This window comes from Ralstonia psammae (genome assembly GCF_958405935.1).
GTDB classification, from domain to species: Bacteria; Pseudomonadota; Gammaproteobacteria; order Burkholderiales; family Burkholderiaceae; genus Ralstonia; species Ralstonia psammae.
Genome location: NZ_CATZBU010000003.1, coordinates 448287 through 473812, shown reverse-complemented (window position 1 = coordinate 473812; position 25526 = coordinate 448287). Strand labels below are relative to the sequence as shown.

The 25526-nt window shown below is 64.1% G+C and carries 25 protein-coding genes; 14 read left to right on the top strand and 11 right to left on the bottom strand.

The genetic code is table 11. The annotated features are described in order from the left end of the window. Positions 1-28 precede the first annotated feature (28 nt). From R2N16_RS08925 to R2N16_RS08900, 6 genes are all read left to right on the top strand, one after another. A complete protein-coding gene (locus R2N16_RS08925) occupies positions 29-1144 on the top strand; it encodes an efflux RND transporter periplasmic adaptor subunit (RefSeq protein WP_316665270.1) in 1116 nt (371 codons plus the stop codon). Continuing rightward, positions 1141-4263 (top strand): efflux RND transporter permease subunit, encoded by a 3123-nt coding sequence (locus R2N16_RS08920; protein ID WP_316665269.1) that lies wholly within the window; start codon positions 1141-1143, stop codon positions 4261-4263. The genes R2N16_RS08925 and R2N16_RS08920 overlap by 4 nt, the downstream gene beginning before the upstream one ends. A gap of 141 nt (positions 4264-4404) precedes the next feature. Next, positions 4405-5046: a helix-turn-helix transcriptional regulator gene (locus R2N16_RS08915; RefSeq protein WP_316665268.1), complete on the top strand. Its 642-nt coding sequence runs from the start codon at positions 4405-4407 to the stop codon at positions 5044-5046. After that, positions 5043-6011 (top strand): threo-3-hydroxy-L-aspartate ammonia-lyase, encoded by a 969-nt coding sequence (locus R2N16_RS08910; RefSeq protein ID WP_316665267.1) that lies wholly within the window; start codon positions 5043-5045, stop codon positions 6009-6011. The genes R2N16_RS08915 and R2N16_RS08910 overlap by 4 nt, the downstream gene beginning before the upstream one ends. Beyond that, positions 6008-6397, top strand: a complete 390-nt coding sequence (locus R2N16_RS08905; RefSeq protein WP_316665266.1) for a RidA family protein — start codon at positions 6008-6010, stop codon at positions 6395-6397. Before R2N16_RS08910 ends, R2N16_RS08905 begins: the two co-directional genes overlap by 4 nt. A gap of 154 nt (positions 6398-6551) precedes the next feature. Continuing rightward, a complete protein-coding gene (locus tag R2N16_RS08900) occupies positions 6552-7427 on the top strand; it encodes a flagellar brake protein (RefSeq protein WP_316665265.1) in 876 nt (291 codons plus the stop codon). Positions 7428-7448: 21 nt separating this feature from the next. Here the strand turns inward: R2N16_RS08900 and R2N16_RS08895 are convergent, their stop codons facing one another. Continuing rightward, entirely contained in the window at positions 7449-8345 is an 897-nt protein-coding gene (locus tag R2N16_RS08895; protein WP_316665264.1) for a LysR family transcriptional regulator, read from the bottom strand. Between the two features lie 115 nt (positions 8346-8460). Here R2N16_RS08895 and R2N16_RS08890 point away from each other — a divergent pair, with 115 nt between their 5' ends. Then, positions 8461-8898, top strand: a complete 438-nt coding sequence (locus R2N16_RS08890; protein WP_316665263.1) for a multidrug/biocide efflux PACE transporter — start codon at positions 8461-8463, stop codon at positions 8896-8898. 114 nt (positions 8899-9012) lie between these two features. Then, positions 9013-9654: a helix-turn-helix transcriptional regulator gene (locus R2N16_RS08885; protein WP_316665262.1), complete on the top strand. Its 642-nt coding sequence runs from the start codon at positions 9013-9015 to the stop codon at positions 9652-9654. Between the two features lie 20 nt (positions 9655-9674). On the opposite strand, the gene R2N16_RS08880 is transcribed toward R2N16_RS08885, so the two are convergent. The 8 genes from R2N16_RS08880 to R2N16_RS08845 form a co-directional block, all read right to left on the bottom strand. Then, positions 9675-9893, bottom strand: a complete 219-nt coding sequence (locus tag R2N16_RS08880; protein WP_316665261.1) for a DUF1059 domain-containing protein — start codon at positions 9891-9893, stop codon at positions 9675-9677. A 128-nt stretch (positions 9894-10021) separates the two neighbouring features. Next, the gene (locus R2N16_RS08875; RefSeq protein ID WP_316665260.1) at positions 10022-10420 is read right to left on the bottom strand and encodes a DUF488 domain-containing protein; all 399 of its coding nucleotides are present in this window, start codon (positions 10418-10420) and stop codon (positions 10022-10024) included. A 53-nt stretch (positions 10421-10473) separates the two neighbouring features. Beyond that, a complete protein-coding gene (locus R2N16_RS08870; protein ID WP_316665259.1) occupies positions 10474-11502 on the bottom strand; it encodes an ABC transporter substrate-binding protein in 1029 nt (342 codons plus the stop codon). A gap of 159 nt (positions 11503-11661) precedes the next feature. Next, positions 11662-12558: an ABC transporter permease gene (locus tag R2N16_RS08865; RefSeq protein WP_316665258.1), complete on the bottom strand. Its 897-nt coding sequence runs from the start codon at positions 12556-12558 to the stop codon at positions 11662-11664. Further along, positions 12548-13342 carry an ABC transporter ATP-binding protein gene (locus R2N16_RS08860; protein ID WP_316665257.1) on the bottom strand — a complete coding sequence of 265 codons (795 nt, stop codon included), beginning with the start codon at positions 13340-13342 and terminating at the stop codon, positions 12548-12550. The genes R2N16_RS08865 and R2N16_RS08860 overlap by 11 nt, the downstream gene beginning before the upstream one ends. Before the next feature lie 53 nt (positions 13343-13395). Then, positions 13396-14118, bottom strand: a complete 723-nt coding sequence (locus R2N16_RS08855; RefSeq protein ID WP_316665256.1) for a GntR family transcriptional regulator — start codon at positions 14116-14118, stop codon at positions 13396-13398. Positions 14119-14259: 141 nt separating this feature from the next. Continuing rightward, positions 14260-16536 carry a nitric-oxide reductase large subunit gene (locus tag R2N16_RS08850; RefSeq protein ID WP_316665255.1) on the bottom strand — a complete coding sequence of 759 codons (2277 nt, stop codon included), beginning with the start codon at positions 16534-16536 and terminating at the stop codon, positions 14260-14262. A gap of 32 nt (positions 16537-16568) precedes the next feature. Then, positions 16569-16859 carry a DUF2249 domain-containing protein gene (locus tag R2N16_RS08845; protein ID WP_316665254.1) on the bottom strand — a complete coding sequence of 97 codons (291 nt, stop codon included), beginning with the start codon at positions 16857-16859 and terminating at the stop codon, positions 16569-16571. A gap of 271 nt (positions 16860-17130) precedes the next feature. Here R2N16_RS08845 and nirK point away from each other — a divergent pair, with 271 nt between their 5' ends. The 3 genes from nirK to R2N16_RS08830 are packed head-to-tail and all read left to right on the top strand — an operon-like array spanning position 17131 to position 20022. After that, positions 17131-18630 carry a copper-containing nitrite reductase gene (gene nirK / locus R2N16_RS08840; RefSeq protein ID WP_316665253.1) on the top strand — a complete coding sequence of 500 codons (1500 nt, stop codon included), beginning with the start codon at positions 17131-17133 and terminating at the stop codon, positions 18628-18630. 16 nt (positions 18631-18646) lie between these two features. Then, on the top strand, positions 18647-19438 hold the full coding sequence (locus R2N16_RS08835) for a formylglycine-generating enzyme family protein (protein WP_316665252.1): 792 nt from the start codon (positions 18647-18649) through the stop codon (positions 19436-19438). After that, positions 19435-20022 (top strand): SCO family protein, encoded by a 588-nt coding sequence (locus R2N16_RS08830; protein WP_316665251.1) that lies wholly within the window; start codon positions 19435-19437, stop codon positions 20020-20022. The genes R2N16_RS08835 and R2N16_RS08830 overlap by 4 nt, the downstream gene beginning before the upstream one ends. An 18-nt stretch (positions 20023-20040) precedes the next feature. Here the strand turns inward: R2N16_RS08830 and R2N16_RS08825 are convergent, their stop codons facing one another. Both R2N16_RS08825 and R2N16_RS08820 read right to left on the bottom strand, forming a co-directional pair. Beyond that, positions 20041-20889 (bottom strand): fumarylacetoacetate hydrolase family protein, encoded by an 849-nt coding sequence (locus tag R2N16_RS08825; RefSeq protein WP_316665250.1) that lies wholly within the window; start codon positions 20887-20889, stop codon positions 20041-20043. Then, positions 20886-21674 carry a GntR family transcriptional regulator gene (locus R2N16_RS08820; RefSeq protein ID WP_316665249.1) on the bottom strand — a complete coding sequence of 263 codons (789 nt, stop codon included), beginning with the start codon at positions 21672-21674 and terminating at the stop codon, positions 20886-20888. The genes R2N16_RS08825 and R2N16_RS08820 overlap by 4 nt, the downstream gene beginning before the upstream one ends. A gap of 215 nt (positions 21675-21889) precedes the next feature. Between R2N16_RS08820 and R2N16_RS08815 the strand changes: the two genes are divergently transcribed. From R2N16_RS08815 to hydA, 3 genes are all read left to right on the top strand, one after another. Then, complete coding sequence (locus R2N16_RS08815) at positions 21890-23197, top strand: MFS transporter (protein WP_316665248.1); 1308 nt, start codon at positions 21890-21892, stop codon at positions 23195-23197. Positions 23198-23358: 161 nt separating this feature from the next. Continuing rightward, complete coding sequence (locus R2N16_RS08810) at positions 23359-24087, top strand: maleate cis-trans isomerase family protein (protein WP_316665247.1); 729 nt, start codon at positions 23359-23361, stop codon at positions 24085-24087. A gap of 21 nt (positions 24088-24108) precedes the next feature. Continuing rightward, positions 24109-25524: a dihydropyrimidinase gene (gene hydA, locus R2N16_RS08805; RefSeq protein ID WP_316665246.1), complete on the top strand. Its 1416-nt coding sequence runs from the start codon at positions 24109-24111 to the stop codon at positions 25522-25524. The last annotated feature ends 2 nt before the right edge of the window (positions 25525-25526 follow it).

The window sequence follows — 25526 nt, the reverse complement described above, 5'->3', positions numbered from 1 at the left end:
CCCAGATCATCTTGCCGATGGGGCTTTCATGCTTTCGCGTCGCTTTGTTACCTCTACCGCCGTCCTTGCGTTGCCGCTGGCGTTGATCGCTTGCGGCGAAAAGGCCCCTGCCGACCCACGCACCGAGGCACCGTTGGTGCGCACCGCGTTCGTGCAGCCGGTCGCTTCCGCATCGCGTTCATTCACGGGGGTCGTCGCAGCCCGGGTGCAGAGCGACCTCGGGTTCCGTGTGCCTGGCAAGGTGCTGGAGCGGCTGGTGGATGCGGGGCAAACCGTCAAGCGCGGGCAGCCGCTCATGCGTATCGACCCGGTCGATCTGAAGCTCGCCGCGCATGCGCAGCAAGAAGCCGTCGCCGCTGCACGGGCACGCGCGCAACAGACGGCGGAGGACGAAGCGCGCTACCGCGATCTGCGCGGGACGGGCGCGATTTCCGCCTCGGCCTATGACCAGGCCAAAGCCGCGGCGGATGCGGCCAAAGCGCAACTGAGCGCAGCAGAAGCGCAGGCGGACGTTGCGCGTAACGCCAGCCGCTACGCAGAGTTGGTTGCAGATGGCGACGGCGTGGTCATGGAAACGCTGGCCGAGCCCGGCCAAGTCGTCAACGCGGGGCAGACGGTTGTGCGCCTGGCCCACGCTGGCCGCCGTGAAGCGGTGGTCCAGTTGCCGGAAACGTTGCGGCCCGCGATCGGCTCGGTTGCACAGGCCACACTGTTCGGTAAGGAAAGCGATGGTGCGCCTGCCAAGCTGCGTCAATTGTCGGACGCTGCTGATCGGCTCACCCGCACATACGAAGCGCGCTATGTGCTGGATGGCGAACTGGCCAATGCGCCGCTCGGCGCCACCGTAACGATCCAGATTCCCGATCGGCTGGCCACCGCCCAAGGCGATCTCAAGGTGCCGCTGGGTGCCGTGTTCGATGCTGGCAAGGGTCCCGGCGTGTGGCTCATCCAGGGTGATCCCGCCAAAGTGTCGTGGCGCTCCATCACCATCGTGCGTCTGGGTGACGAGGATGCTCGGGTTGCCGGCCAGGTCAAGCAAGGCGACCGGATCGTCACGCTTGGCGCGCAACTGCTGCGTGAGGGACAGCAAGTCCGCGTGGCGGGTCAGGGCGCCAGCACCGCCATCGCGGGGGTGCGTCTGTGAGCCAAGGCCGCTTCAACCTATCGGCGCTCGCGGTGCGCGAGCGTGCCGTCACGCTGTTCCTCATCTGCCTGATCTCGCTGGCGGGGCTCGTTTCCTTCTTCAAGCTGGGGCGCGCGGAAGACCCGGCGTTTACCGTCAAGGTGATGAACATCGTCACCGTGTGGCCCGGCGCCACCGCGCAGGAAATGCAGGACCAGGTGGCAGAGAAGATCGAAAAGCGCATGCAGGAGCTGCGCTGGTATGACCGTACGGAAACCTACACGCGGCCAGGCCTGGCGTTCACCACGTTGACCTTGCTCGACAGCACGCCGCCGTCGGAAGTGCAGGCAGAGTTTTATCAAGCGCGTAAGAAGGTTGGCGACGAGGTGGGCAATCTGCCATCCGGCGTGATCGGACCGATCGTTAACGACGAATACTCGGACGTGACATTTGCGTTGTTCGCGCTCAAGGCGCACGGCGAGCCGCAACGTGCGCTGGTGCGCGATGCGGAGACGCTGCGTCAGCGCTTGCTGCACGTGCCCGGCGTGAAGAAGGTCAACATCATCGGTGAGCAGTCGGAGCGCATCTACGTCGAGTTCTCGCATGACCGGCTGGCGACGCTGGGTGTGAGTCCGCAAGACGTGTTTGCTGCGCTCAACAGTCAGAACGCCTTGACGGCCGCTGGCTCCGTGGAAACAAAAGGGCCGCAGGTGTTCATCCGCCTGGACGGCGCGTTCGACGAACTGCAGAAGATTCGGGATACGCCGGTGGTGTCGCAGGGCCGCACGTTGAAGCTGTCAGACATTGCCACCGTCAAGCGCGGTTATGAAGACCCGGCCACGTTCAGGGTGCGTAATGCTGGGCAGCCCGCCTTGTTGTTGGGCATCGTCATGCGCGAAGGCTGGAATGGGCTGGATCTAGGCAAGGCGCTCGACAAGGAAGTCGGCGCCATCAATGCGGAGATGCCGCTAGGCATGAGTCTGACCAAGGTGACGGACCAGGCAGTCAACATCGCCGCTGCCGTCGACGAATTCATGCTCAAGTTCTTTGCCGCGCTGCTGGTGGTGATGCTGGTGAGTTTCGTCAGCATGGGCTGGCGCGCAGGCCTGGTGGTGGCTGCTGCAGTGCCGCTCACGCTGGCCGTGGTGTTCGTGGTGATGGCCGCGACAGGCAAGAACTTCGATCGCATCACCCTAGGGTCTTTGATCCTGGCGCTGGGCCTGCTGGTGGACGACGCCATCATCGCCATCGAAATGATGGTGGTGAAGATGGAAGAGGGCTACAGCCGCGTAGCGGCTTCGGCTTACGCGTGGAGCCACACCGCCGCGCCCATGCTGTCGGGCACGCTGGTGACTGCCGTTGGCTTTATGCCCAACGGCTTTGCGCGCTCCACCGCCGGCGAATACACCAGCAACATGTTCTGGATCGTGGGCATTGCGCTGATTGCGTCGTGGGTGGTCGCCGTGGTGTTCACGCCTTACCTGGGCGTAAAGATGCTGCCCGACTTCAAGAAGGTTGAAGGCGGCCACGATGCGATTTACGACACACCGCGCTACAACCGCTTCCGTGTGCTGCTCGGGCGTGTGATCGCGCGCAAATGGCTGGTCGCAGGTGCGGTGGTGGGCCTCTTTGCCTTGGCCATTGCGGGCATGGCGGTGGTCAAGAAGCAGTTCTTCCCGGTTTCGGATCGCCCCGAAGTGCTGGTCGAGGTGCAGATGCCTTACGGCACGTCGATCAACCAGACCGATGCGACGACCGCCAAGGTCGAGGCTTGGCTCGCCAAACAGAAGGAAGCCAAGATCGTGACGGCCTACATCGGCCAGGGTGCGCCGCGCTTCTATCTGGCGATGGGGCCGGAGTTGCCCGATCCATCGTTCGCCAAGATCGTGATCCGCACCGATAGCCAGGAAGAGCGTGATGCGTTGAAGCAGCACCTGCGTCGGGCCGTGGCCGATGGTCTCGCTCCCGAGGCGCGTGTGCGCGTCACGCAGCTCGTGTTTGGTCCGTATTCGCCATTCCCGGTGGCTTACCGTGTCACGGGTCCGGATGCGGAGACATTGCGCCGCATCGCAGCCGACGTCCGGCAGGTCATGGATGCAAGCCCGATGATGCGCACCGTCAACACCGACTGGGGCACGCGCGTACCCACGCTGCACTTCACCTTGCAGCAAGACCGTTTGCAAGCGGTAGGGCTGACCTCCAGCGCCGTCGCGCAGCAACTGCAGTTCCTGCTCAACGGCGTTCCAGTGACGGCCGTGCGCGAGGACATTCGCACCGTGCAGGTGACCGCGCGCTCGGCCGGTGATGTTCGTCTCGACCCCGCCAAGATTGGCGACTTCACGCTGGCCGGCGCCAACGGACAACGCATCCCACTCTCGCAGGTTGGCAAGATCGATGTGCGCATGGAGGAGCCCATCATCCGCCGGCGCGATCGCATGCCGACCATCACGGTGCGCGGTGATATTGCCGATGGCCTGCAACCGCCCGATGTGTCGACCGCCATAGCCAAGCAGCTTCAGCCCATCATCGAGAAACTGCCGAGCGGATACCGCATTGAACAAGCGGGCTCCATCGAAGAATCGGGCAAAGCGACAAAGGCCATGCTGCCGCTGTTCCCGATCATGCTGGCCGTCACGCTGTTGATCCTGATCTTCCAGGTACGGTCCATTCCGGCGATGGTCATGGTGTTCCTGACCAGCCCGCTGGGGTTGATCGGTGTGGTGCCTACCTTGATTCTGTTCGGGCAGCCCTTCGGCATTAATGCGCTGGTCGGGTTGATCGCCTTGTCGGGCATCTTGATGCGCAACACGTTGATCCTCATCGGCCAGATCCAGCACAACAAGGACGAAGGGTTGGATCCGTTCCGCGCCGTGGTGGAGGCCACCGTCCAACGTGCGCGGCCGGTGATTCTGACTGCCCTGGCTGCCATCCTGGCCTTCATCCCGCTCACGCATTCGGTGTTTTGGGGCGCGCTTGCCTACACGCTGATCGGCGGAACCTTTGCGGGAACGATCTTGACCCTGGTGTTTCTGCCGGCGATGTACTCCATCTGGTTCAGGATCCGGCCCGGCAACGCGGCCGATGTGGAGCGCAATCCGCACGAAACCGGGCAGCCCGCAGGCCGACTGGTACCCGAATGATTTTTACCAGCCTGCCCAAGTTACCTCCGTTCTCTCTCGACCTTCGGGCAGGCTTTTTTTATCCAACAGCGAGTCGCACGTTTCCAAGGCGGCAATCGTGATATTGACGAATTGTCAGTAATTGACGTATCGTCAATGCCCATGAAGCTCGTTGAAGAAAACCGCCTGCTGCTGCGCGAAGGGCGCAAGATCGTCGAAGCGCTGGGCAAGACACTGGCGCCGCTGGTGGAAGTCGTCCTGCACGACCTGACCGACCCCGATCATTCCGTCGTCGCCATCGCCAACAACCTGTCCGGCCGCCAGGTGGGCGACGCCGTGACCGAACTGGGTCTCGCACGCCTGGCCGATCCGGAATTCCCGGAAGTCATCGAGAACTACGCCAACCGGTTTCCCGACGGGCGCCCGGCCAAGAGCACATCGATCGGTCTGAAAAACAGCCGGGGTCAATACGTCGCGGCCATTTGCCTGAACATGGACGTCTCCATGTTGAACGCGGTGACCACGGGCCTCACGCAACTGATGCGCGTTGATGTGGCTGCACCGCCGGTCCCCGAGTCGCTCGGCTCCCGTCGCGTGGAAGACGTGCGCGTTGCGCTCGAACGGTTTGCCGCCGCACGCAACACCACCCCCATGGCCATGACGCTCGACCAGCGCCGTGAAGCCATGCGCGAACTGGCCGCCAGCGGCCTGCTGAATTTGCGCCGCGCACTGACAGAAGTCGCGCAAACACTCGGCGTGGCGCGCTCCACCGTCTACACCTACCTTCCCGAGGACCTTGCATGAGCCTGCCCATTTCCTACGACGACGTCGTTGCCGCCCACGCGCGTCTGCACGGCGTTGCCCACAAGACGCCCGTGCTGACCTCGGCGACCGCCAACGCCCTGAGCGGCGCCGAGCTGTTCTTCAAGGCCGAGAGCTTTCAGCGCATGGGCGCGTTCAAGTTTCGCGGCGCGTACAACGCGCTGTCGCAGTTCACGCCGGAGCAGCGCGCGGCAGGCGTGATCACGTTCTCGTCCGGCAACCACGCGCAGGCGATTGCGCTGTCGGCCAAGCTGCTCGGCATGCGTGCCGTCATCGTCATGCCCAAGGATGCGCCTGTCGTGAAGGTGGACGCCACGCGCGGCTACGGCGGCGAGGTGGTGTTCTTCGATCGCTACACCGAAGACCGCGAAGCCATCGGCCGCAAGCTGGCCGAGGAACACGGTCTTACGCTGATCCCGCCGTACGACCACCCGCACGTGATGGCCGGGCAGGGCACGGCTGCCAAGGAACTGATCGAAGAGGTCGGCCCGCTGGATGTGCTGCTCGCCCCGCTGGGCGGCGGCGGTCTGCTCTCAGGCTGCGCCACGGCAGCGCGCGCACTGAACCCCGCGTGCAAGATCATCGGCGTGGAGCCCGAGGCCGGCAACGACGGCCAGCAGAGCTTTCGCACGGGCGAGATCGTCCACATCGATACGCCCAAGACGCTGGCCGATGGCGCGCAGACGCAGCACCTGGGTCACTACACGTTTGCCGTGATCCGGGAACTGGTCGACGACATCGTGACCGTGAGCGATGCAGACCTGGTCAGCGTCATGCAGTTCTTCGCCAGCCGCATGAAGGCGGTGGTCGAGCCCACCGGCTGCCTGGCTGCCGCAGCAGCATTCACCGGCAAGGTCGATGTGCGTGGTAAGCGCGTCGGCGTGATTCTGTCGGGCGGCAATGTGGATTTGCAGCACTTCGCCAAGCTCGTGCTGGGGGCAGCATGAGCGATGTGCGCTACCTGAACGCGCCGGCGTTGCGTCCGCCCGCGGGGCATTATTCGCATGCGGTCTGCGCCAACGGCTTCGTGTTCGTGGCCGGGCAGATTCCGGTTACGCCGGCAGGCGAAAAGCTCGTCGATGCGCCGTTCGAGACGCAGGTGCGGCAGGTGCTGTCCAACCTGGATGCTGTGCTTGCCGCCGCTGGCACGGACCGCTCGCGCCTGGTGCAGGTGCGCGTGTACGTGACCGACATGGAAACGCACTGGCCCGCGTTCGATGCGCTCTACAGCGCGTGGATCGGCGATCAGCGCCCGGCGCGTGCGGTGGTGCCGGTACCGACGCTGCATTACGGCCTGGCCGTCGAGATTGAGGCAACTGCAGTCGCGGGGTAACGCCGCAAACGCTTGCCGTTGATGTGGGTCAGGTGGGGAGGGTTGATGCGAGTTGATCTCCGGCGGTTTGGCGGCCATTGTTACAAAATGGCCGGTGTACCTGCCGAGGCATCGGCCTTGGCCCGCCCATGATAGACGCGATCCTTCGCCACACATGACCCTTCAAAAAACGCGGCAACTCACGCAGGAAGACGTTCCGGTCGGTCAACCGCTGCCGTTTCCCCTGGCTGACAGTGTGGGCCGGCTTCTGTTGCCTGCCGGTGCCGTCGTGCCGGACGCCGAAGACGTTCGCCTCCTGTTCCACCACGGCCCCGTGCTGGCACTGGCAGAAGGCGGTGACGTTACCGCAGCGCCGTCAGCTGCGCCCGCGGAAGCCGCGCCCCGCCTTGGGTCGGCCGGCTTGACTGTGGGCACCGTCTTGCAGGTGCAGGAGAAGTCCGCGCCGCACCGTGGCCTGCTGCCGTGCCGCCTGATCGGCTATATCGAGGGCGAGGCGCTGTTTGTCACGCAGCCAGCCGACGCCAAACGTACGCTGCGGCCCGAGCCGCGAGACGTGTTGATACTGCGCGGTTTTTCCGGCCGCGCGGTGTTCACCATGATGTGCAGCGTGGTGTCGGTGGGCCAGTTTCCATCACCGTATCTGGTCTTGTCTGCGCCCATCAAGATGCAGAAGATGCCGCTGCGCCGTGCCAAGCGCGTGCAAGTTCGGATTGGCGCGCGGGTGCGTGCGCAAGGGCAGGCCGCCTCGGCAGCGGATCGCGTGGCAGTGATCCGCGACATCTGCCTGAATGGGGCGCTTGTGCAGAGCGCCAACCCCGCGTTCCAGCCCGGCGATAGACTCGACCTGGATTTCAATGCCTACGTGGACGGTCAGTTGGAGACGTTTGCCCTGACCGGGCGCGTGGCGAGCGGGTCGCCTGCGCTGGGGGCAACCGCGTCTGCGTTTCCCTCGTTTGGCGTGGAATTTACGCTGTCGAAAGAGCAAACCGCCCAGCTCTCGCATCTCATCATCGAGCGGCTCGACGAGTAGCGATCATGACCGGCGCCAGCCTCAGGGCTGGGTGGCGCCGGCAAGCATCGTCTCCAGCAGCCACGCGCCGGCCTGGCCAAGCGGACGCTTGCGCGACCACACTGCATCGACCGGCACATGGCGCGGCCATCCGCGGGCGTGCACCTCGTGCAGCCGATCCGCCGCGAAGTGGTCGACCAGCCAGCGCGGCAGTTCCGTCCACCCAAAACCCAGCACGGCCATTTCCAGCAGCATCAGGTAGCTTGGCGCAGACCAGCGGCGCAGGCTGCGCACGGGCACTGCGTCGGTGCGCGGGCCTGTTGGGTCGACGAAGGTGTTCAGCCGTAGCTCGCGCGCCTCGCGCAGGATCGCGTGCGGCACTTCTTCGTCGCCGTATCGGGCGAGTGGGTGCCGCAGGCCGACGAACAGCCCGATCTCTGATTGCTCTGCGATAGTCGCCGACCCGATATCGGCCGGATATGCCGCCTGCGCGGCTACCAAGCCGAACTGTGCGCGGCCCAGCTGGATGATGTCGACCACGTCTTCGTGTTCAGCGATCAGGCATTCGAGTTCGAGGTCGGGGTAGCGCTGCTCGAGCGTGGCGAGCGTTTGCTCGTAACGGTCGGACTGATACGTGTCTGATACGACGAGCGTCAGACGCGCTTCCAGGCCGCCGGCCATCTGTGCGGCAAGGCGGTCCATCTGTTCGCTGGCGTCGAGCACGCGACGCACCTGCGTGAACATGGCGCGTCCCGCGTCCGTTAGCGTTGGTTGCCGCGTGCTCCGGTCGAACAGCGTCAGACCCAGGTCGATTTCAAGATTGGCGATCGCCTCGCTGATCGTGGATTGCCGTTTGCCCAGCTTGCGGGCTGCGGCGGAAAACGAACCGAGCGTGGCCGCTTCGGCAAAGGCGAGCAAGGCTTCGGGCGAGTGGCGCATTGCGCGCTCCGGACAGGGGTGTATCGCTCAATATATCGGAAAAACCGATAGTGGAAAACTGGATAAAGCGGCTATCACCGATGAAAATGGCCCCTGTCAATTGGAGGTAATCGCAATGCAAGCCACATACAAAACGCCAGTCGAGCGCCTCGCACATGCGCTGACGTTTGAACTGGTTGCCATGCTCATCTGTGCGCCCCTGTTTAGTTGGTTGATGGATTTGCCATTGGCGGAGATGGGGGTCATGACGCTCATGTTTGCCGCGGTGGCGATGGTATGGAACATGGTGTTCAACGCCATCTTCGAGCGCGTGGAGCGTCGCTACAGGCTCTCGCGTACCGTGGTCCTGCGGGTGGTGCACGCCTGTCTGTTCGAGGGCGGGTTGGTCTTGATGCTGGTGCCGCTGGCCGCCTGGTGGCTCGACGTGGGTCTGTGGGAAGCGTTCGTGCTCGACATCGGCATCATGCTGCTGTTCCTGCCGTACACGTTCTTCTTCAACCTCGGATACGACCATCTGCGCGCACGCTGGATGTCGCGCCGTGCGCTGGCCTGAAGCAAAGATGGGCCTAGGGCAAAAGGGGCAGTGCGGGAGGTGGCGCGCTTCCTATAATGAAGTCCCTTTCGAACGGGCGCAGCGGTCGCAAGCCGCTGCGCCCGTATTGCCTTCATGCCGCATCTTTCTGTCACCTCATCCCATGCCTCGGCAACCGTGCTGCGCCAATGCTATGTGGCGGCCTGCGCGGGCGATGCGGTGGGCGTGATGAACGTACTGCGCGACGCGTGCGGCGCTGACCATGCCGCGGCCATGATCCGGTGGCGAGTCGATGGAAGGTGGCACTGGGTGGCATCGCGCGGCGCACGCGCGGCGGACATGCTGCTGCATGCGGTACGCGATGATGGCGTCGACGCCTGGCCCATGGCCGACGCCGAAGTGCGCGGCGCGGTGTGGCTCGATTACCGCAGGGCAGGCGTGCCGCAACCCTTGCAGCATGGTGCGATGCCGCAAGCGCTGCTGCCGCACTTTGCGCAAGCGCTGCCGTTGTGCTGGCAGCGCGTTGCGGCGCGCGCGGGCATCTCGCCTGCGCAGCCGGTCAGCCTGTGGTTGACCGATGCGTTCCACCTGACGCGCCGCGAAGCCGATGTGGCGGATCTGCTCGCAAGGGGCTCCGACCCAGCCTGTATTGCCCGCACGCTGGGCATTTCACTCGACACGGTGCGCACGCACCTCAAGCACGTCTATCGCAAGACCAACACGCACAGCCAGTGTGATGTGGTGCGACTGATGCTGGCGATGTCAGCGCGTCGGTAGGCGCAGTCACGTCTGCATCATCAGGCGGCGCTCATCTTTGGTGGTGCCACGGCTGGGGTGCCGTCCTGGAAAAGGGTTTTCAGCTGCGCCCGCAACTCGGGCGAATCGGTGTGCTTATGTACCGAAACGGCATGCTGCACAGCCGCCTCCAGCAGTTCGGCATCGCTGTCGGCGCTGATGGCGACCGAGCAGTTGGTCTCGCTGGGGAAGGCGCGACAATCGATGTAGCGGCGGCCCATGTTGGTGCTCCTGAAATAACGACGGCGCGACGCGACGAGGGTTCGGTCGCGCGTATCTCCGTTATAGGTTTGCCGCAGCGGCGCGTCATCACCTGCATGGGGTACGTGCTGCCTTCCCGGGCCGTCCGTCAGCCGACCACGTTTGCCCCCCGCTCCTTCAGCAACGCGCGCAGCACTGAGCGATGGCAATGGGCTTCATCTTCGCAATAGCAACCGATCGACAGGTGGGTCTGGTGCGATAGCGCGGCCAGCATGTCTAGCAGGCGTGCGGCATCGCCGTCGCGCATTTCGGTGCGGAAGTGGCGCACGAAGGTTTGCCAGGCTTTTTCGTCGTGCCCGGACTGCGCGGCCTGCGCTTGCTTGACGAGTTCGGGCGTGGGCGAGAGCAGCGGCATCCACACATCGTAGAAATCGCGGCTGGCGAATTCTTCCTTGGGCACGCCGCGCGGCGGGCGCCGCACGGTGCCGATGCGCAAGCCTTCACCGGGGTGACGCGGCTCGCCGAGCCGGACGATGCGTAGTGCCATGAATGCCTCCGTGCGGATGCCGCGTGCTGCTAGTTGTGCTCGGGCGTTACGCGTTACGAACCCTGCCGGTTCTGCACCGTCGGGAAGAAGACATCCTTCCACGATGCCGGCTTGTTCTTGAGCGTGCCCACGCGCTGCATGAACTCAGCATAGTGTGCGACGCCCACCGGCGTGGTCGTGAAGCGCGAATCCGGGTCGTCCAGGATCTTCTTCACTTCTTCGGGTGAACTCTTCACCTTCGATTGCGCAATGTAGATCTGCGCAGCTTTGGTCTTGTCCTTGGCGATGAGTGCGTTGGCCTCATCCAGCGCGGCCACGAATGCCGCCGACAGCTTCGGGTTGGCCTCGTAGAACTTCTTGCTGGTGTAGGTCATGTCCAGCGTGATGTTGCCCAGCACGTCGACCGTGTTGAACACGCGGTGCAGGCCGGGTGCAGCGGCCTCGGTGTACGAGAACGGCGGCGAGGCCATGTGGCTGTTGATCTGGCTGCCGCCGGCCAGCATGACGGCAGTGGCGTCGGGGTGCGGCAGCGGCACGGTGATCGGATCGAGCTTGTTGAACTGCTTGTCGCCGAAGGTCTTGGCGGCTGCCATTTGCAGCACCACGGCAGGCAGCGAGGTCTTGATGCCGGGCACGGCAATGCGGTCCTTGTCGGAGAAATCCGCCAGTGTCTTCACGTTCGGGTTGCGCGTCATCAGATACATCGACGACGAGCTGAGCGACGACAGCCCGCGCACTTCCATCGCGCTGCCGCGGGTCTTGTCCCATAGCGTGAGGAAGCCCGGCACGCCCAGCGAGGCGATGTCGAGCGCGCCCGAGAGCATGGCGTCGTTGATGACGTTGCCGCCATCGAGAATGCGGTAGTTGACTTTCACCTCGCCCAGGCCAGCGGCCTTGGCCTGCTTCTCAAGCAGGTGCTCGCTGGCCATCACCATGATAGGCAGGTAGAGGATGCCGTAGCCGTGGGAGATGCGCACTTCGCTGGCTTCTGCGTGGGCTGCGTTGATGGCGCCGCCGAGGAGCGATGCAGCTAGGGTGGCGGCCATTGTCAGGCGGAGGACGTTACGTCGGGTTTGCTGCATGGCTTGTCTCCTTGTCGTTGTTTGTATGGTTGTGTGTGGGTGGTGCAATTCGTGTTTCGTCCGCTGTCGGGGCCGACTTCCTCCCGCCACACAGATTCAAGGCGCCCTCTAGCGCAGGGTACGGCCACACCATCCGGGCGCGAGTGTGGGCGGCAATGCTCAGTTCTGCATGCCCCAGCGCTTGATGGTGCGTGCTTCCAGGGTGCGGAACACCAGGTTCTCCACCAGCAGGCCGATGATGATCACCGTCAGCAGGCCGGCAAACACCTCCGGGATCTGCAACTGGTTCTTGTTTTCGTAGATGTACCAGCCCAGACCGCCTTGGCCGGAACTCACGCCAAACACGAGTTCCGAAGCAATCAACGTACGCCACGCAAATGCCCAGCCGATCTTCAGGCCCGTGAGGATGGATGGGAACGCCGCCGGGATCAGGATCTTCGTCAGATACCCCATGCCGGAGAGCCCATAGTTGCGGCCCACCATGCGCAGCGTGTTCGATACCGACAGGAAGCCCGCATGCGTGTTGAGCGACACCGCCCACACCACCGAGTGCACGATCACGAAGATCAGGCTGCCGTTGCCCAGGCCAAACCACACCAGCGCGATTGGCAGCAGGGCGATGGCCGGCAGCGGGTTGAACATGGCGGTGAGCGTTTCCAGAAAGTCCTGCCCCAGCCGGTTGCTGATGCCCAATACCACCAGCGCGCACGACAGCGCCAGGCCCAACGCATAACCCGCCAGCAGCGTCTGCATCGACGTGCCGATGCGAGCAAACAGCGTGCCGCTTGCCAGCCCTGCCCACAGCGCCTGGACGGTGTCGGAGAAGGTCGGCATCAAGAGCGGGTTGTCGAGCCAGCGTGCACCGCCTTCCCACACGAGCGCCAGAACGATGAGGATGACCAGCTTGCGCAGCCACGCCTGCTCGTACAAACGTTCGGCAATGGAGAGCGGTTTTTCCACCACGCCGATGCGCTCGAATGCCACGGGGGTGCTGTAGACCGGTGCGCGATTGCTGATGTCGGTGGTGGCCGGAATGGAAAGGGTTTCAGTCTGCATGGGTTTCCTCTACCGCGCGGGCGAACAGCATGTCGTGGATCTCGGCTTCGAGGGCCTTGAAGCGTTGGGGGTCGCTGCTCTCATCCGTGCCACGTGCGAGGCTCGGCAGTTCAGCGCGCACCTGGCCCGGATGCGGCGAGAGGATCAGGATGCGGCTGCCGCAGCGGATCGCCTCCGGAATCGAGTGCGTGACGAACAGCACCGTGAAGCGCGTTTCGTCCCACAACTGCAGCAGTTCGTCCTGCATCTTGCGGCGCGTGAGCGCGTCGAGCGCGGCGAAGGGCTCGTCCATCAGCAGCACGTCGGGTTCCATGGCCATGCCGCGTGCGATCGCCACGCGCTGCTTCATCCCGCCCGAGAGCATGTGAGGGTGGTGGTCGGCAAACTTGGTGAGGTTGACCTTGTTGATGTAGTGCAGGGCGCGCTCCTCGGCTTCGCGGGCGCCCAGCTTGCCTGTGGAGAGCAGCGGGAACAGCACGTTCTCTTTCACGGTCTTCCATGGCAGGAGCTGGTCGAACTCCTGGAACACCATCATGCGATCCGGCCCCGGCTTGGTTACGGGCTGGCCCTTCAGGCGGATCTCGCCCTCGGTGGGTGTAAGGTAGCCGCCGATGGCCTTGAGCAACGTCGATTTACCGCAGCCCGACGGCCCGAGCAGGATGTAGCGCTCGCCGGGATAGACCTGGAAGTCGACGCGGTAGGTGGCCGTCACCAGATGCTGGCGCGTTTTGTACTGCAGCGTCACGCCGCGTACGTCCAGCAACGGCGGGGAGGTCGCCTGCATGGTGTTGTCTCCTGTGTGTGTTTTGTAGGTATGAATGTATGGAGGCGAGGGCGCTATCGGATATCAACGTGATACCGGAAGTGCGCCGCCGCGCCGCGCGAGCGCCGCCATTCGAGCGGCACGCGGTCGTAACCGCGCGCGATGCGTTCAATGACCATCACCGGGTCTCCCGGCTTGATGCGCAGCAGGCGCGCGTAGGTGGCGTTGACGGCCTCGGCCGTGAGCGTTTCTTCGGCACTGGCGATGATCTGTCCGCAGTGCGTTTCGTACAGCGGATACAGCAGGTCACCAAACGCGTCCAGCTCCAGTGTGGCGAGCGGCGAAAAGCGGTCGTACGGTAACCAGATTTCTTCTGCCAGCATTGGCGCGCCATCCAGCAGGCGCAGCCGGGTCAGGCGAATGACCGGCGAGCCTGTTTCAATCTGCAGGCCAGCAGCCGGTGCAGACGGTGCGTCGAGCACGTCGCGTTTGAGGATGCGGCTCTCGGGAATGCGTCGCTCGCCACTTTCGCTCTGGAAGCGGAAGAACCGGAACAACGAGCTGGCAAAGCTGGCACGCCGCACAAAGGTGCCACGGCCCTGGAAGCGTTCGAGCAGCCCTTCGGCCACCAGCACGTCTACGGCTTTGCGGACTGTGCCGACCGCCACGTTGTACATCTTGGCAAGCTCGGCTTCGGTCGGGATGGCGTCACCCGGGCGCCAGTGCTGCTGGGCGATCTGCGCGGCCAGATCGTCGCGCAATTGCTGATAGCGGGGCAGGCGGAGGTCGGCGGGCATGGTGTGGTGAATGGGTCAACTACTCATCTATATGACTCCGCATTGTAGGGAGCTTGCCTCCCCTGGGCATTACAGGAAAACCCGCAGGCCCCGGTCAAAACTGACACGGGGCCTGCGGGCTTTTACGATAAGTACGACGGATCAGCGGCTGACGCGGGCGGAAGCCGGGAGCGGTTCAGCCGGTTGTGCCTTGGGACGGCGCAGCAGCCGCAGCGCATACCAGGCCAGCACCAGGGCACCGGCGGCGAACACGATGTCACCCGGCACACGCAGCCAGACCAGCGTTTCCATCACCTTGGAGTGGACCACCTCCGGCGAGCGGGCGTACCACATGCCCTTGGTGACACTGGCCCAGGCCTGGTAGATGCCGGCCGGCAGCAGCGACATGAACACCATCATCGCCAGGCCGATGTTCAGCCCCCAGAACGCGGGCTTGAGCAGGCGATCGGCATGCAGGCTGCGCGCATACAGGCCGCGCAGGCAGAACAGCATCAGGCCGATACCGAGCATGCCGTACACCCCGAACAGCGCGGCGTGCCCGTGGGCGGCTGTCATGTTCAGGCCCTGCACGTAGTACAGCGAAGCCGGCGGGTTGATGGCGAAGCCGAGCAGGCCGGCGCCGACGGTATTCCAGAAGCCCACGGCCACGAAGCACAGCACGGGCCACTTGTACGCATTGAGCCACGGCGTGCCTTGCGTGCGGCGATAGTTCTGCAGCGCTTCGAGCCCGATCAGCGTGAGCGGCACCACTTCCAACGCCGAGAACACCGCACCCACCGAGATGATTGAGGTTGGTGTCCCCGTGAAGTACAGGTGGTGCAGCGTGCCAAGAATGCCGCCGAACAGGAACACGATCGTCTCGGCCACGATGGCGCGATTGGCGCTGCTGGCGCGAATCAGGCCCAGGCGCGTGAAGATGAGCGCGATGACGGCGGTGGCGAACACTTCAAAGAAGCCCTCGACCCACAGGTGGACGAGCCACCAGCGCCAGTACTCGATCATCGAATAGTGCGTGTGTTGGCCCCACACCAGCGAGGTCGAATAGAACCCGCCGATGCACGTGGCCGACAGGAACACCATGGCGATCAGCCCGCGCGATTCCGACGGCGTCTTCAGTGCCGGCCACAGTGCGCGGCCCAGCAGCACGACCCAGAACAGCAAGCCGACGAACAGCAGCAGCTGCCACACGCGGCCCATGCTGGTGTACTCCAGCCCCTGATTGCCGATCCAGAAGCCGAAGTCTGCACCGCGATGCTGCAGCGTGCCGAGCCAGCCGGTGGCGATGGAGCCCACCACGATAAAGATCAACGCCCAGAACAGCAGGTCAACGCCCAGCTTCTGAAACTTCGGTTCACGCCCCGACAGCAGCGGCGCAATGTACAGGCCCGTGGCCAGCCACGCCGTGGCAATCCACAGCACGCCCAATTGCGTGTGCACGGTGCGGCTGATCACATACGGCAGCACCTGCGCCAGCGGAATCCCGAAGAACGATTCACCTTCCACCGCATAGTGCGCGGTGATGGCACCCATGCCGATTTGCACCAGCATCAGCCCGATCACGGCAAAGAAGTACTTGCGCGTGGCCTTCATCGATGGCGTGGCGACCGCGTTGAGGAACGGATCGGCCGGCAGCGGCGCAGCCTCTTCTTCGTGCTTGCTGCTGCCTTGCAGCCACAGCATGGCGGCAATACCGCCCAGCAGCAGCACGATACTGACCATTGACCACACGGCGGCACCGCCGGTCATGGTGTTGCCCACGAGCGGCTCATGCGGCCAGTTGCTCGTGTACGAGATGTCGGTCTCGCCCGGGCGGTCGGCAGCGGCGGCCCATGACGTCCAGAAGAAGAACGCCGCCAGGGCTTCGCGATCGGCCGGCTCGGGCAGCACGCCGGTGGCCATGGCGTATTGATCTCGCAACGTTGCCAGTGAAGGATCGGTGCCGAACAGCGCCTCGAAATGCTGGGCCACACCGCGGATGGCCTCCGCGCGCTCGCGCGACACGGTCAGGATGTCGTGATCTGCGTCGTACGTATTGCGGCGCATTTCCTCCTTCACGCTGGCATCGACGGCGGCTTGCTGCACGGTCGTCAGCGGTCCATCGGTATCGAACTGCTGATGCGCGCGGATGGCTTGCAGCGCTGTGGCTTCGCGGTGCAGCCAATCGGCAGACCAGTCAGGCGCAACGTAGCTGCCGTGGCCCCAGACGGTGCCAAGTTGCTGGCCACCGGCCGCCAGCCAGGCTTCCTGGCCGCGCTGGATCTGCTCGCCGGTAAAGAGCACGTCGCCCACAGAGGTGACAACGGCATGCGGAATCGGCGGCGCTGCCAGATAGATCTGCCGCCCCAGATAGCCCAATGCCCCGAACGACAGAATGAAGATCAGGCCGAGCCACCGCCACAGCCTCTGATTGTTTTTCATGACAAGGTTCCTTGCAGGATGCAGTCGGAAATTCAGGCGCCACCACCGCAGCCGCCACAGCAGTGGCCGGCGCTGGCGGCAGACGCCACCTTGGTGATGGCAACGCGCCACGTGCCGGGGCCGCGCTCAAGGTAGTCCCAGGAAAACTGCCCTGGGCGCTCGACTTGAAACTGCGACTGCAGCGGGCGTGGATCGTGATCGTTGATCAGCTCCAGGCTCTGGCCGATACCGAGTTCCCCAAAGGCGGAGAAGATCAGCGGATGGCGCTCGCGCGGCGCCAGCACGCGGAGGTCGAGCTGGATGGTGGAGGTGGACTGAGTCATGGGATTCCCTCTGTGGGTGTTGCATCAAAAAGATGCATTAAGGATGCAACTATATTAATGAGGAGAATCTCCGCCGTTATTGATGTATATCAGATGCTTGTTTTGTGGGCATCTTGATGTGGCGAATCACGCCACGACTGGGCTTGCCCGCCATGCGGCGGGGCGGATGTGCTGGTCGGGGCCGGTTTTCGTTTGCGCTGTATCAAAGCCCTACTGGCTGCCGGGGCCTAACGTGGAGCGGACGACACCAGACCGATATACGGGGGAAAAAATGAGCCGTCTTCACACCGTCCGCAGCCTGATGCGCGCGGGCTTGATTTCTGTGGTGCTGGGCGCAGTGCTTGCGGGCACTGCGGCCCGCGCCGCCAGCGCCAAGTTGCCGGGCGACTTTGGCCCGCCACGTGGCGAGCCGATCCACGCCGTCCTTACGAGTCCGCCGCTTGTGCCGCCACCAGTCCACCGGAACTATCCGGCCAAGGTCATCGTGGAACTGGAAGTGGTCGAGAAGGAAATGCAGATCTCCGAAGGGGTCAGCTACACCTTCTGGACGTTCGGGGGCACCGTTCCCGGCAGCTTCATCCGCGTGCGGCAGGGCGACACGGTGGAGTTCCACCTCAAGAACCACCCGGGCAGCAAGATGCCGCACAACATCGACCTGCACGGCGTGACAGGGCCGGGCGGTGGTGCAGCGTCGAGCTTTACCGCACCGGGCCATGAATCACAGTTCACCTTCAAGGCGCTCAACGAGGGCATCTACGTTTATCACTGCGCCACCGCGCCCGTGGGCATGCATATCGCCAACGGCATGTACGGCCTGATCCTGGTCGAACCGCCCGAGGGCTTGCCCAAGGTTGATCACGAGTACTACGTCATGCAGGGCGACTTCTATACCGCCGGCAAGTACCGCGAGAAGGGCCTACAGCCGTTCGACATGGAAAAGGCCATCGACGAGCGCCCGAGCTACGTGCTGTTCAACGGTGCGGAAGGCGCGCTCACTGGTGACAAGGCGTTGCACGCCAAGGTGGGTGAAACGGTACGCATCTTCGTTGGCAACGGCGGGCCCAATTTGGTCTCCAGCTTCCACGTGATCGGTGCCATCTTTGACCAGGTGCGCTACGAGGGCGGCACCAACGTGCAGAAGAACGTGCAGACCACGTTGATCCCGGCGGGCGGCGCGGCGGTTGTGAAGTTCACCGCGCGCGTGCCGGGAAGCTATGTGCTGGTTGACCACTCGATCTTCCGTGCCTTCAACAAGGGCGCCATGGCCATCCTCAAGGTGGATGGCCCAGAGAACAAGCTCGTCTATTCCGGCAAGGAGCTGGATTCCGTGTACCTGGGCGATCGTGCCGCACCCAACATGAGCGCCGTCACCAGGGCGACCCAGGCGTCGGAGAGCGGCACGCTGACGGTCCAGGATCAGGTGCAGGCAGGGCGCGCGCTGTTTGCGGGCACGTGCTCGGTGTGCCATCAGGGCAACGGCGCCGGGTTGCCGGGCGTGTTCCCGCCACTGGCCAAGTCGGATTTCCTGGCAGCAGACCCGAAGCGTGCGATGAATATCGTGCTGCATGGCCTGAACGGCAAGATCAAGGTCAACGGTCAGGAGTACGACTCCGTCATGCCGCCGATGACGCAGCTCAATGATGACGAGGTCGCCAACATCCTGACCTACGTGCTCAACAGCTGGGACAACCCTGGCGGCCGCGTGAGCGCAGACGACGTGAAGAAGGTGCGTGCCCAGCCGGCACCCGCCAAGGCCGTGGCCGAACATTAAGCGGATCTGCACGACCATGGCCCGCCTGACCTTGCACATTGCTGCCATGTTGATGGCGCTGGCCGGTGCCGCCGCACACGGTGCCGCCTATGTGCAGTTGCCCGGCGGTGATTTCGACAGCGTGCTGCCGCAGAACGCACCGGGGCTGCCGCAGCGGGTGCGCATCGAGCCATTTGAGTTGCGCGCCACGCCCGTCACCATCGGCGAATTCCAGGCCTTCGTGCAACGTCATGAGGCTTGGCAGCGTGGCCGTGTGCCGCAAGTCTTTGCCGGCAAGGCCTACCTTGCCGACTGGGCCGACGCGACACACGCCGATGCGCAGGCATCGCCGCAAGCGCCGGTGACCGGCGTGAGCTGGTTTGCCGCGCGCGCCTATTGCGAAAGCGAAGGCGCGCGGTTGCCGACGTGGCTGGAATGGGAGTTTGCCGCCGCGGCCGACGCCACCCGTGCTGACGCCCGGAACGACCCGCAATGGGCCCAACGCATTCTCGGCTGGTACGAGCGACCCGCCACGCGTGTGTTGCCACCCGTTGGCGGCCCAGCGGATGTCCATGGCGTACGCGATCTGCACGGCCTGATCTGGGAGTGGGTCGACGATTTCAATGCACTGTTCATTGCCGGAGACAGCCGCACCCAGGGCGACCCCGACAAGCAGAAGTTCTGCGGCGCCGGTGCCATCAGCATCGTGCGTCGCGACAGCTACGCCGTGCTGATGCGCGTGGCGTTGCTGTCTTCACTTGAAGGCGCAGATGCCACAGGCAGCCTCGGCTTTCGCTGCGCCCGATCCCTCAATGGAGATCATCCATGATGTTCACGACTTTCATCCGACGCGCCTTCGCGGCGCTCCTGCTGGCCGGCGCGACGGCCAGTGCCCTTGCTGCGGGGCCGCTCGCCCCGGGCTCGCTGTATCAATCCGATGTGGTGCTGACTGACCAGAACGGCCGCGTCTTTCACCTGGCCGACCTGCGCGGCGAGCCGGTGCTCGTGAGCATGTTCTATTCGTCGTGCCAGATGGTCTGTCCCATGATCTTCGAGACCATTCGCGCGACCCTGGCCAAGGGAGGCACGCCCGCGCACGATGGCGTGCGTGTCCTGATGGTGACGGTCGACCCTGACCGCGACACCGTTGCAGCGCTCAAGAAAACTGCCGCCGCGCACAATGCGGATGCGCACTGGCAGCTTGCCCGTGCCAACGCCAGCGGCACGCGCGAGGTGGCGGCATTGCTGGGCGTGCAATACCGTCGTCTGGCCGATGGCGATTTCAACCATTCGAGCACGATCCTGCTGCTGGATGCGGAAGGGCGCATCAATGCGCGCACCAATACGCTGGGCGCCGTGGACCCAAAGCTGGTGGGTGCCATGCGCAAGCTGGTGGCGGCGCAGCCGCACTGAGCGTGCGGCACCGTATGCCTAGGCCCTGGTGTAGGCGGCCACCGTCTGCGTCTGCACGCCGAGGCCGTCGATGCCCAGGCACATGATGTCGCCTGCGCGTAGATAGCGCGGTGGCTTGGCGCCCATGCCCACGCCGGGCGGTGTGCCGGTGCAGATCAGATCGCCCGGGTGCAGTGTCATGAAGCGGCTGACGTAGCTCACCAGATGCGCTACGCCAAACACCATGGTCGCTGTGTTGCCCCGCTGCGCGCGTTCGCCATTGACGTCGAGCCACAGGCCAAGCGATTGCGGGTCGGGCACTTCGTCACGTGTGACCAACCATGGGCCGACGGGGCAGAAGGTGTCGCAGCCCTTACCCTTGTCCCACGTGCCACCGCGCTCAAGCTGGAACTCGCGCTCGGACACATCGTTCACCACGCAATAGCCTGCCACGTGCGAGAGCGCTTCTTCGCGTGAAACATCGCTCGCGGTCTTGCCAATCACTACACCGAGTTCAACTTCCCAGTCGGTCTTTACCGACCCGCGCGGCAGCATGACTGCATCGTTGGGGCCGTTCAATGCGCTGTTGGCCTTGAGAAAGATGATGGGTTCTGCTGGGGGCGGCAAGCCGGCCTCGGCTGCGTGGTCGGCATAGTTCAGGCCGATCGCGATGATCTTGCCGATGCCGCTCCATGGCACGCCAAAGCGGGCATCCGGTATCACCGGCAAGGCGTGCATATCGAGCCCCGCGAGTTGCGCGAGGGCGGCTTCGGACAACTGCTGCGGCCCCAGGTCGCTGACCACGCCTGACAGGTCGCGTACGCGGCCTTGCGGGTCGATCAGGCCTGGACGTTCTGCGCCGGGTGCACCCACGCGTACGAGTTTCATTGCGCTCCTTTCTTGGGGGCTTCCTTGGTGGATCGGACGGGGTGGCCGGCCTCGGCCAGGCTGTGGGCCACGACGCTCAGCACTTCCTTGGCGGTGTTTTCCGAGTGGTGGCGCAGCACGTGTGCCAGGCGCGGGCGCCCGGGCTCGCGAAGGGCGGCCATGATGGCTTCGTGTTCTTCGTGCGATTCCTGCCAGCGCAGCATGTCGGCGTTGGCCGCGCCGCGCGCGCGGTGCACTTTGCTCATCAACGCGGCATAAATGCCAGCCAGTACGGGGTTGGCCGTGCCGTCGATGATGAGTTGGTGAATTTCTTGGTTGATGCGGAAGTACTCGGTGCGCCGGCCCGCCGCGTGCGCGTCGAGCATCGCCTGGTGCTTGCGCTCCAGGCGCGCCAAGGCCACCTCGGACAGACGGGCCGCTGCCAGCTCCCCAGCCGTGAATTCCAGCCCATGCAGCGTTTCGAAGGTCGCGCGCAGTTCATCCAGGTCGAGCGGCGCCACGCGGTAGCCGATGTACTGCCGATGCAGCACCAGACCCTCGGCCACCAGCACCTTGAGCGCTTCACGCAGCGGCGTCTTGGAGACATCGAACATTTCACAGAACGCACGCTCGTCGATTCGGGCGCCGGGTGGCAATTCGCCTTCTTCGATGAGGGTGCGCAGGCGCGAGGCAATCTCGGCTGACATGCCGAGCGTGCGCAGGCGGGGGGATTGGGGCAGCGGTTGGGTCACAGACGTCACCAGAATGGGGAAGATGCACCACAAGAGGCTATCACACACCGACATTGTGCTTTTGTGGTTCAATAAAATCAATAACTTACAGAAGTTGTAATTACAGATTACGTATCCTATACTCGGCCTCGTTGCGCAACACAAACCCATCAAATCGACTCAAGAGGTCGTTTCGGCGGGCGAAGCTGGCGCGGATCGGCGTCAAGACCGGCCCCCCCCAACGCCCCGCTTTTCGAAACGACTTTCGGAGCTACCAGGAGACACGCGTAATGGAAACCGCAAGCCAGGCCCCGGCCATGGCGCTAACAGAGACGAAGAGCTCTGTGCGCTGGAAGATTTTCTTGATGATGTTGATGCTGATTTCGATCAACTACGTCGACCGCGCATCGTTGTCGGTCGCGATGCCGTTGATCGCGAAGGAATTCAACATCGGCCCCGCGGTGCAAGGCTTACTGCTGAGTTCGTTCTTTCTGACGTACGCGCTCATGCAGATCCCCGGCGGCATGCTGGCGGACCGGTTCGGTCCGCGTGTGGTGATTGCCGGTGCCACGCTGGGCTGGGGCTTCTTCCAATCCATCGCGGCCCTGTGTACCGGTTGGATGCCGCTGTTGATCACGCGTCTTGGCCTGGGTGCGGCCGAGGCGCCCATCTATCCCGCCGGCGGCAAGCTCAACGCCATCTGGATGACGCAGAACGAACGCGGCCGCGGTGCCACGCTGCTCGACGGCGGCGCGCCGCTGGGCGCGGCACTGGGCGCGCTCATCATCGCGGGGCTGATTGCCGAATTCGGATCGTGGCGCACGTCGTTCGTGGTGGCCGGTATCGGCACGATGGTGGCGGGCCTCTTCTCGTGGTGGTACATCCGCAACCACCCGCGCGAGCATCCGTCCGTCAATGAAGCTGAGGCTTCCTACATTGAAGAGGCGCACGCCGCCGACCAGGCTGCCGAGCCCGCCGCCGTGAGCGGCAACGTACTGGACTTCTTCAAGTACCGCTCTGTGTGGGGCATGTTCTTCGGTTGGATGTGCTTCAACGCATTGTTCTACGGGCTGCTGACCTGGATGCCGACATATCTGTCGAAGGTGCATGGGCTGGACATCAAGGAGATGGGCGGTGCCGTGTTCACCATGTTCTTCTCCGGTTTCGTGGGCGAGATGGTGGGTGGATGGATTGCGGACAAGTGGATGGCCACCGGGGCATCGCGAGCCAGGGTGCTGCGCACGCTGTTCGGCATTGCTTCGGTCCTGGCCACGATCGCCATCTACACGGTGGCGCGCTTCAAGGACCCGGTGGTTGTGGTGGCACTGTTGTCGACCACGCTGTTCTTCCTGCGCTGGTGCGGCCTGTTCTGGTGCATTCCGTCGATCCTGGGTACGCGCAAGCGTGTGGGCTTCCTGGGCGGCACGATGAATCTGGGCGGCAACTTCGCCGGGGTCGGCATGCCGATCATCGTCGGCTTGATCGTGCAGGCGACCGGTTCGTACGACATGGCGCTGATGCTGTTTGCTGTTGCCGGTGCGGGCCTCTTCATCTGCTCGACGCTGCTGATCGACTACAGCAAGAAGCTGCCGGTCTGAAGCGCGATGAATCAACCTAAGCCGACGCCCTTTGCATTGCGGTGCGGCGCTTGCTTCTGACTTCCGACGACAAGCTGTAACCGTACTCATCAACATAACAAGCAGCCCCGACGCCAACTGTTCCGTGCGTCGGGGCGTGCAAAACCACGAAGAAGACTCCCATGACCAAACGTATCAAGCTCGGCATGCTCACGCCATCGTCCAACACGGCACTGGAACCCATTACCAGCGCCATGGTGAGCGGCCTGCCTCACGTGAGTGCGCATTTCTCGCGCTTCACGGTGACGGAAATCTCGCTGCGCGACCAGGCGCTGGGGCAGTTCGATCTGGAGAAGATCCTGAACGCCGCCAAGCTGCTGGCCGACGCGCACGTGGACGTGATTGCCTGGAACGGCACGTCGTCCGGCTGGCTCGGCTTTGAAAAGGACGAGGCGCTGTGCCGCCAGATCACGGAAGCCACCGGCATTCCGGCCACCACGTCCGTGCTGGCGCTCAACGAGATTCTGGCCAAAACCGGCGCACGGGATTTCGCCCTCGTGACGCCGTATCTGGAAGACGTGCAGCAGCGCATCGTGCAGAACTACGCGCGCCACGGTTTCAACTGCGTGGCCGAGCGCCATCTGGATCTGCACGTCAATCACAGCTTTGCCGATGTGGCAGAAGACACCATCCGTACCCTGGTGCGAGAGGTGGCGCAGCAAAAGCCGGCGGCCATCACCACGTTCTGCACCAACCTGCGCGCAGCGCATCTGGTGGAAGCACTGGAAGCGGAAACGGGCATCCCCGTGTACGACACCATCTCGACCGTCGTGTGGAAATCGCTGCGGCTGGCGGGTGTCGACACCCGCGAGCTGCGCGGCTGGGGCCGCCTGTTCGCAGACGTTGCTTAACGGAATGAGGGAGCGCTCAGCATGTCCACGGAACTCGACCTGGTGATCCGCAACGCGGATGTGGTCACCGCATCCGACCGCTTTACCTGCGACATCGGGGTGCGCGATGGCCGCATCGCCGTGCTCGGCCACGGCTTGCCGCGCGCCGCGCGCGAGCTGGATGCCAGCGGCCTGCTGGCGCTGCCTGGCGGCGTCGATGGCCATTGCCACCTCGACCAGCCCATGGCAGACGGCATGCGCATGGCCGACGACTTCTTCACCGGCACACGCGCGGCCATCTGCGGCGGCACGACAACGGTGATCCCGTTTGCTGCGCAGGAAAAGGGCGGCTCGCTGAAGGCGGCGGTGGCCGACTACCACCGCCGTGCCGAGGGCCGTGCGGTGGCCGACTATGGCTTCCATCTGATCGTGGCCGACCCCACGCCCGAAGTGCTGAAGCACGAACTGCCGGAGCTGATCCGCCAGGGCTACACCTCGTTCAAGGTCTACATGACGTATGACGATCTGAAGCTGTCCGACCGCGAAATGCTGGACGTGCTGGACGTGGCCAAGCAGAACAACGCGCTGGTGATGGTGCATGCGGAAAACGCCGACTGCATTTCCTGGCTGACCGAGAAGCTGGTGGGCGAAGGCCGCATCTCGCCGCGCTTCCATGGCCTGTCGCGCCCGGCTGCCGTAGAGCGCGAGGCCACGCACCGCGCCATCACCTTTGCCGAACTGGTGGACGTGCCGATCCTGATCGTGCACGTCTCCGGCAAGGAGGCCATCGAGCAGATTCGCTGGGCGCAAAGCCGCGGTTTGCAGATCCTCGCCGAGACGTGTCCGCAGTACCTCTACCTGACCGCCGAAGACATGGGCCTGCACGGTGACGATGGCTACGAAGGTGCCAAGTGCGTCTGCAGCCCGCCACCGCGCGATCCGGAAAACCAGGCGGCGGTATGGCGCGCGCTGGCAGGCGGTGTGTTCAGCGTGTTCTCTTCCGACCACGCCCCGTTCAACTATGACGACGCCGAAGGCAAGAAGCTTGGCGGTCAAGCGCAACCGTTCGACCATATTCCCAATGGCGTGCCGGGCATCGAGACGCGGTTGCCGCTGCTGTTTGACGGCATCGCGCGGGGCAAGCTGTCGCTGCATCAGTTTGTGGAGCTGACGTCGTATCGCCCGGCACGGCTGTACGGCTTGTACCCTCGTAAGGGCACCATTGCCGTGGGTGCCGATGCCGACATCACGCTGTGGGATCCGGAGCGCCGCGTGCGCATTACCAACGATGCGTTGCATCACGCGGTGGACTACACGCCCTACGAGGGCATTGAAGTGACGGGCTGGCCGGTGCATTGCTTCTCGCGCGGCGAGATGCTGGTCGAAAACGGCAAGTATCTCGAACCGGCACCGGGGCGCGGGCGGTTCCTGCCGGCGGGCGCGCCGTCGCTGGTTTGACG

What these genes read in the sequence shown, in the direction of transcription:
- R2N16_RS08850 (WP_316665255.1), bottom strand. Translation starts at nt 16,536, where the DNA reads ATGAAAAACAATCAGAGGCTGTGGCGGTGGCTCGGCCTGATCTTCATT.
- R2N16_RS08830 (WP_316665251.1), top strand. Translation starts at nt 19,435, where the DNA reads ATGATGTTCACGACTTTCATCCGACGCGCCTTCGCGGCGCTCCTGCTG.
- R2N16_RS08810 (WP_316665247.1), top strand. Translation starts at nt 23,359, where the DNA reads ATGACCAAACGTATCAAGCTCGGCATGCTCACGCCATCGTCCAACACG.
- R2N16_RS08905 (WP_316665266.1), top strand. Translation starts at nt 6,008, where the DNA reads ATGAGCGATGTGCGCTACCTGAACGCGCCGGCGTTGCGTCCGCCCGCG.
- R2N16_RS08925 (WP_316665270.1), top strand. Translation starts at nt 29, where the DNA reads ATGCTTTCGCGTCGCTTTGTTACCTCTACCGCCGTCCTTGCGTTGCCG.
- nirK (WP_316665253.1), top strand. Translation starts at nt 17,131, where the DNA reads ATGAGCCGTCTTCACACCGTCCGCAGCCTGATGCGCGCGGGCTTGATT.
- R2N16_RS08915 (WP_316665268.1), top strand. Translation starts at nt 4,405, where the DNA reads ATGAAGCTCGTTGAAGAAAACCGCCTGCTGCTGCGCGAAGGGCGCAAG.
- R2N16_RS08860 (WP_316665257.1), bottom strand. Translation starts at nt 13,342, where the DNA reads ATGCAGGCGACCTCCCCGCCGTTGCTGGACGTACGCGGCGTGACGCTG.
- R2N16_RS08870 (WP_316665259.1), bottom strand. Translation starts at nt 11,502, where the DNA reads ATGCAGCAAACCCGACGTAACGTCCTCCGCCTGACAATGGCCGCCACC.
- R2N16_RS08890 (WP_316665263.1), top strand. Translation starts at nt 8,461, where the DNA reads ATGCAAGCCACATACAAAACGCCAGTCGAGCGCCTCGCACATGCGCTG.
- R2N16_RS08855 (WP_316665256.1), bottom strand. Translation starts at nt 14,118, where the DNA reads ATGCCCGCCGACCTCCGCCTGCCCCGCTATCAGCAATTGCGCGACGAT.
- R2N16_RS08825 (WP_316665250.1), bottom strand. Translation starts at nt 20,889, where the DNA reads ATGAAACTCGTACGCGTGGGTGCACCCGGCGCAGAACGTCCAGGCCTG.
- R2N16_RS08885 (WP_316665262.1), top strand. Translation starts at nt 9,013, where the DNA reads ATGCCGCATCTTTCTGTCACCTCATCCCATGCCTCGGCAACCGTGCTG.
- R2N16_RS08880 (WP_316665261.1), bottom strand. Translation starts at nt 9,893, where the DNA reads ATGGGCCGCCGCTACATCGATTGTCGCGCCTTCCCCAGCGAGACCAAC.
- R2N16_RS08900 (WP_316665265.1), top strand. Translation starts at nt 6,552, where the DNA reads ATGACCCTTCAAAAAACGCGGCAACTCACGCAGGAAGACGTTCCGGTC.
- R2N16_RS08835 (WP_316665252.1), top strand. Translation starts at nt 18,647, where the DNA reads ATGGCCCGCCTGACCTTGCACATTGCTGCCATGTTGATGGCGCTGGCC.
- hydA (WP_316665246.1), top strand. Translation starts at nt 24,109, where the DNA reads ATGTCCACGGAACTCGACCTGGTGATCCGCAACGCGGATGTGGTCACC.
- R2N16_RS08815 (WP_316665248.1), top strand. Translation starts at nt 21,890, where the DNA reads ATGGAAACCGCAAGCCAGGCCCCGGCCATGGCGCTAACAGAGACGAAG.
- R2N16_RS08895 (WP_316665264.1), bottom strand. Translation starts at nt 8,345, where the DNA reads ATGCGCCACTCGCCCGAAGCCTTGCTCGCCTTTGCCGAAGCGGCCACG.
- R2N16_RS08865 (WP_316665258.1), bottom strand. Translation starts at nt 12,558, where the DNA reads ATGCAGACTGAAACCCTTTCCATTCCGGCCACCACCGACATCAGCAAT.
- R2N16_RS08845 (WP_316665254.1), bottom strand. Translation starts at nt 16,859, where the DNA reads ATGACTCAGTCCACCTCCACCATCCAGCTCGACCTCCGCGTGCTGGCG.
- R2N16_RS08875 (WP_316665260.1), bottom strand. Translation starts at nt 10,420, where the DNA reads ATGGCACTACGCATCGTCCGGCTCGGCGAGCCGCGTCACCCCGGTGAA.
- R2N16_RS08910 (WP_316665267.1), top strand. Translation starts at nt 5,043, where the DNA reads ATGAGCCTGCCCATTTCCTACGACGACGTCGTTGCCGCCCACGCGCGT.
- R2N16_RS08820 (WP_316665249.1), bottom strand. Translation starts at nt 21,674, where the DNA reads ATGTCGGTGTGTGATAGCCTCTTGTGGTGCATCTTCCCCATTCTGGTG.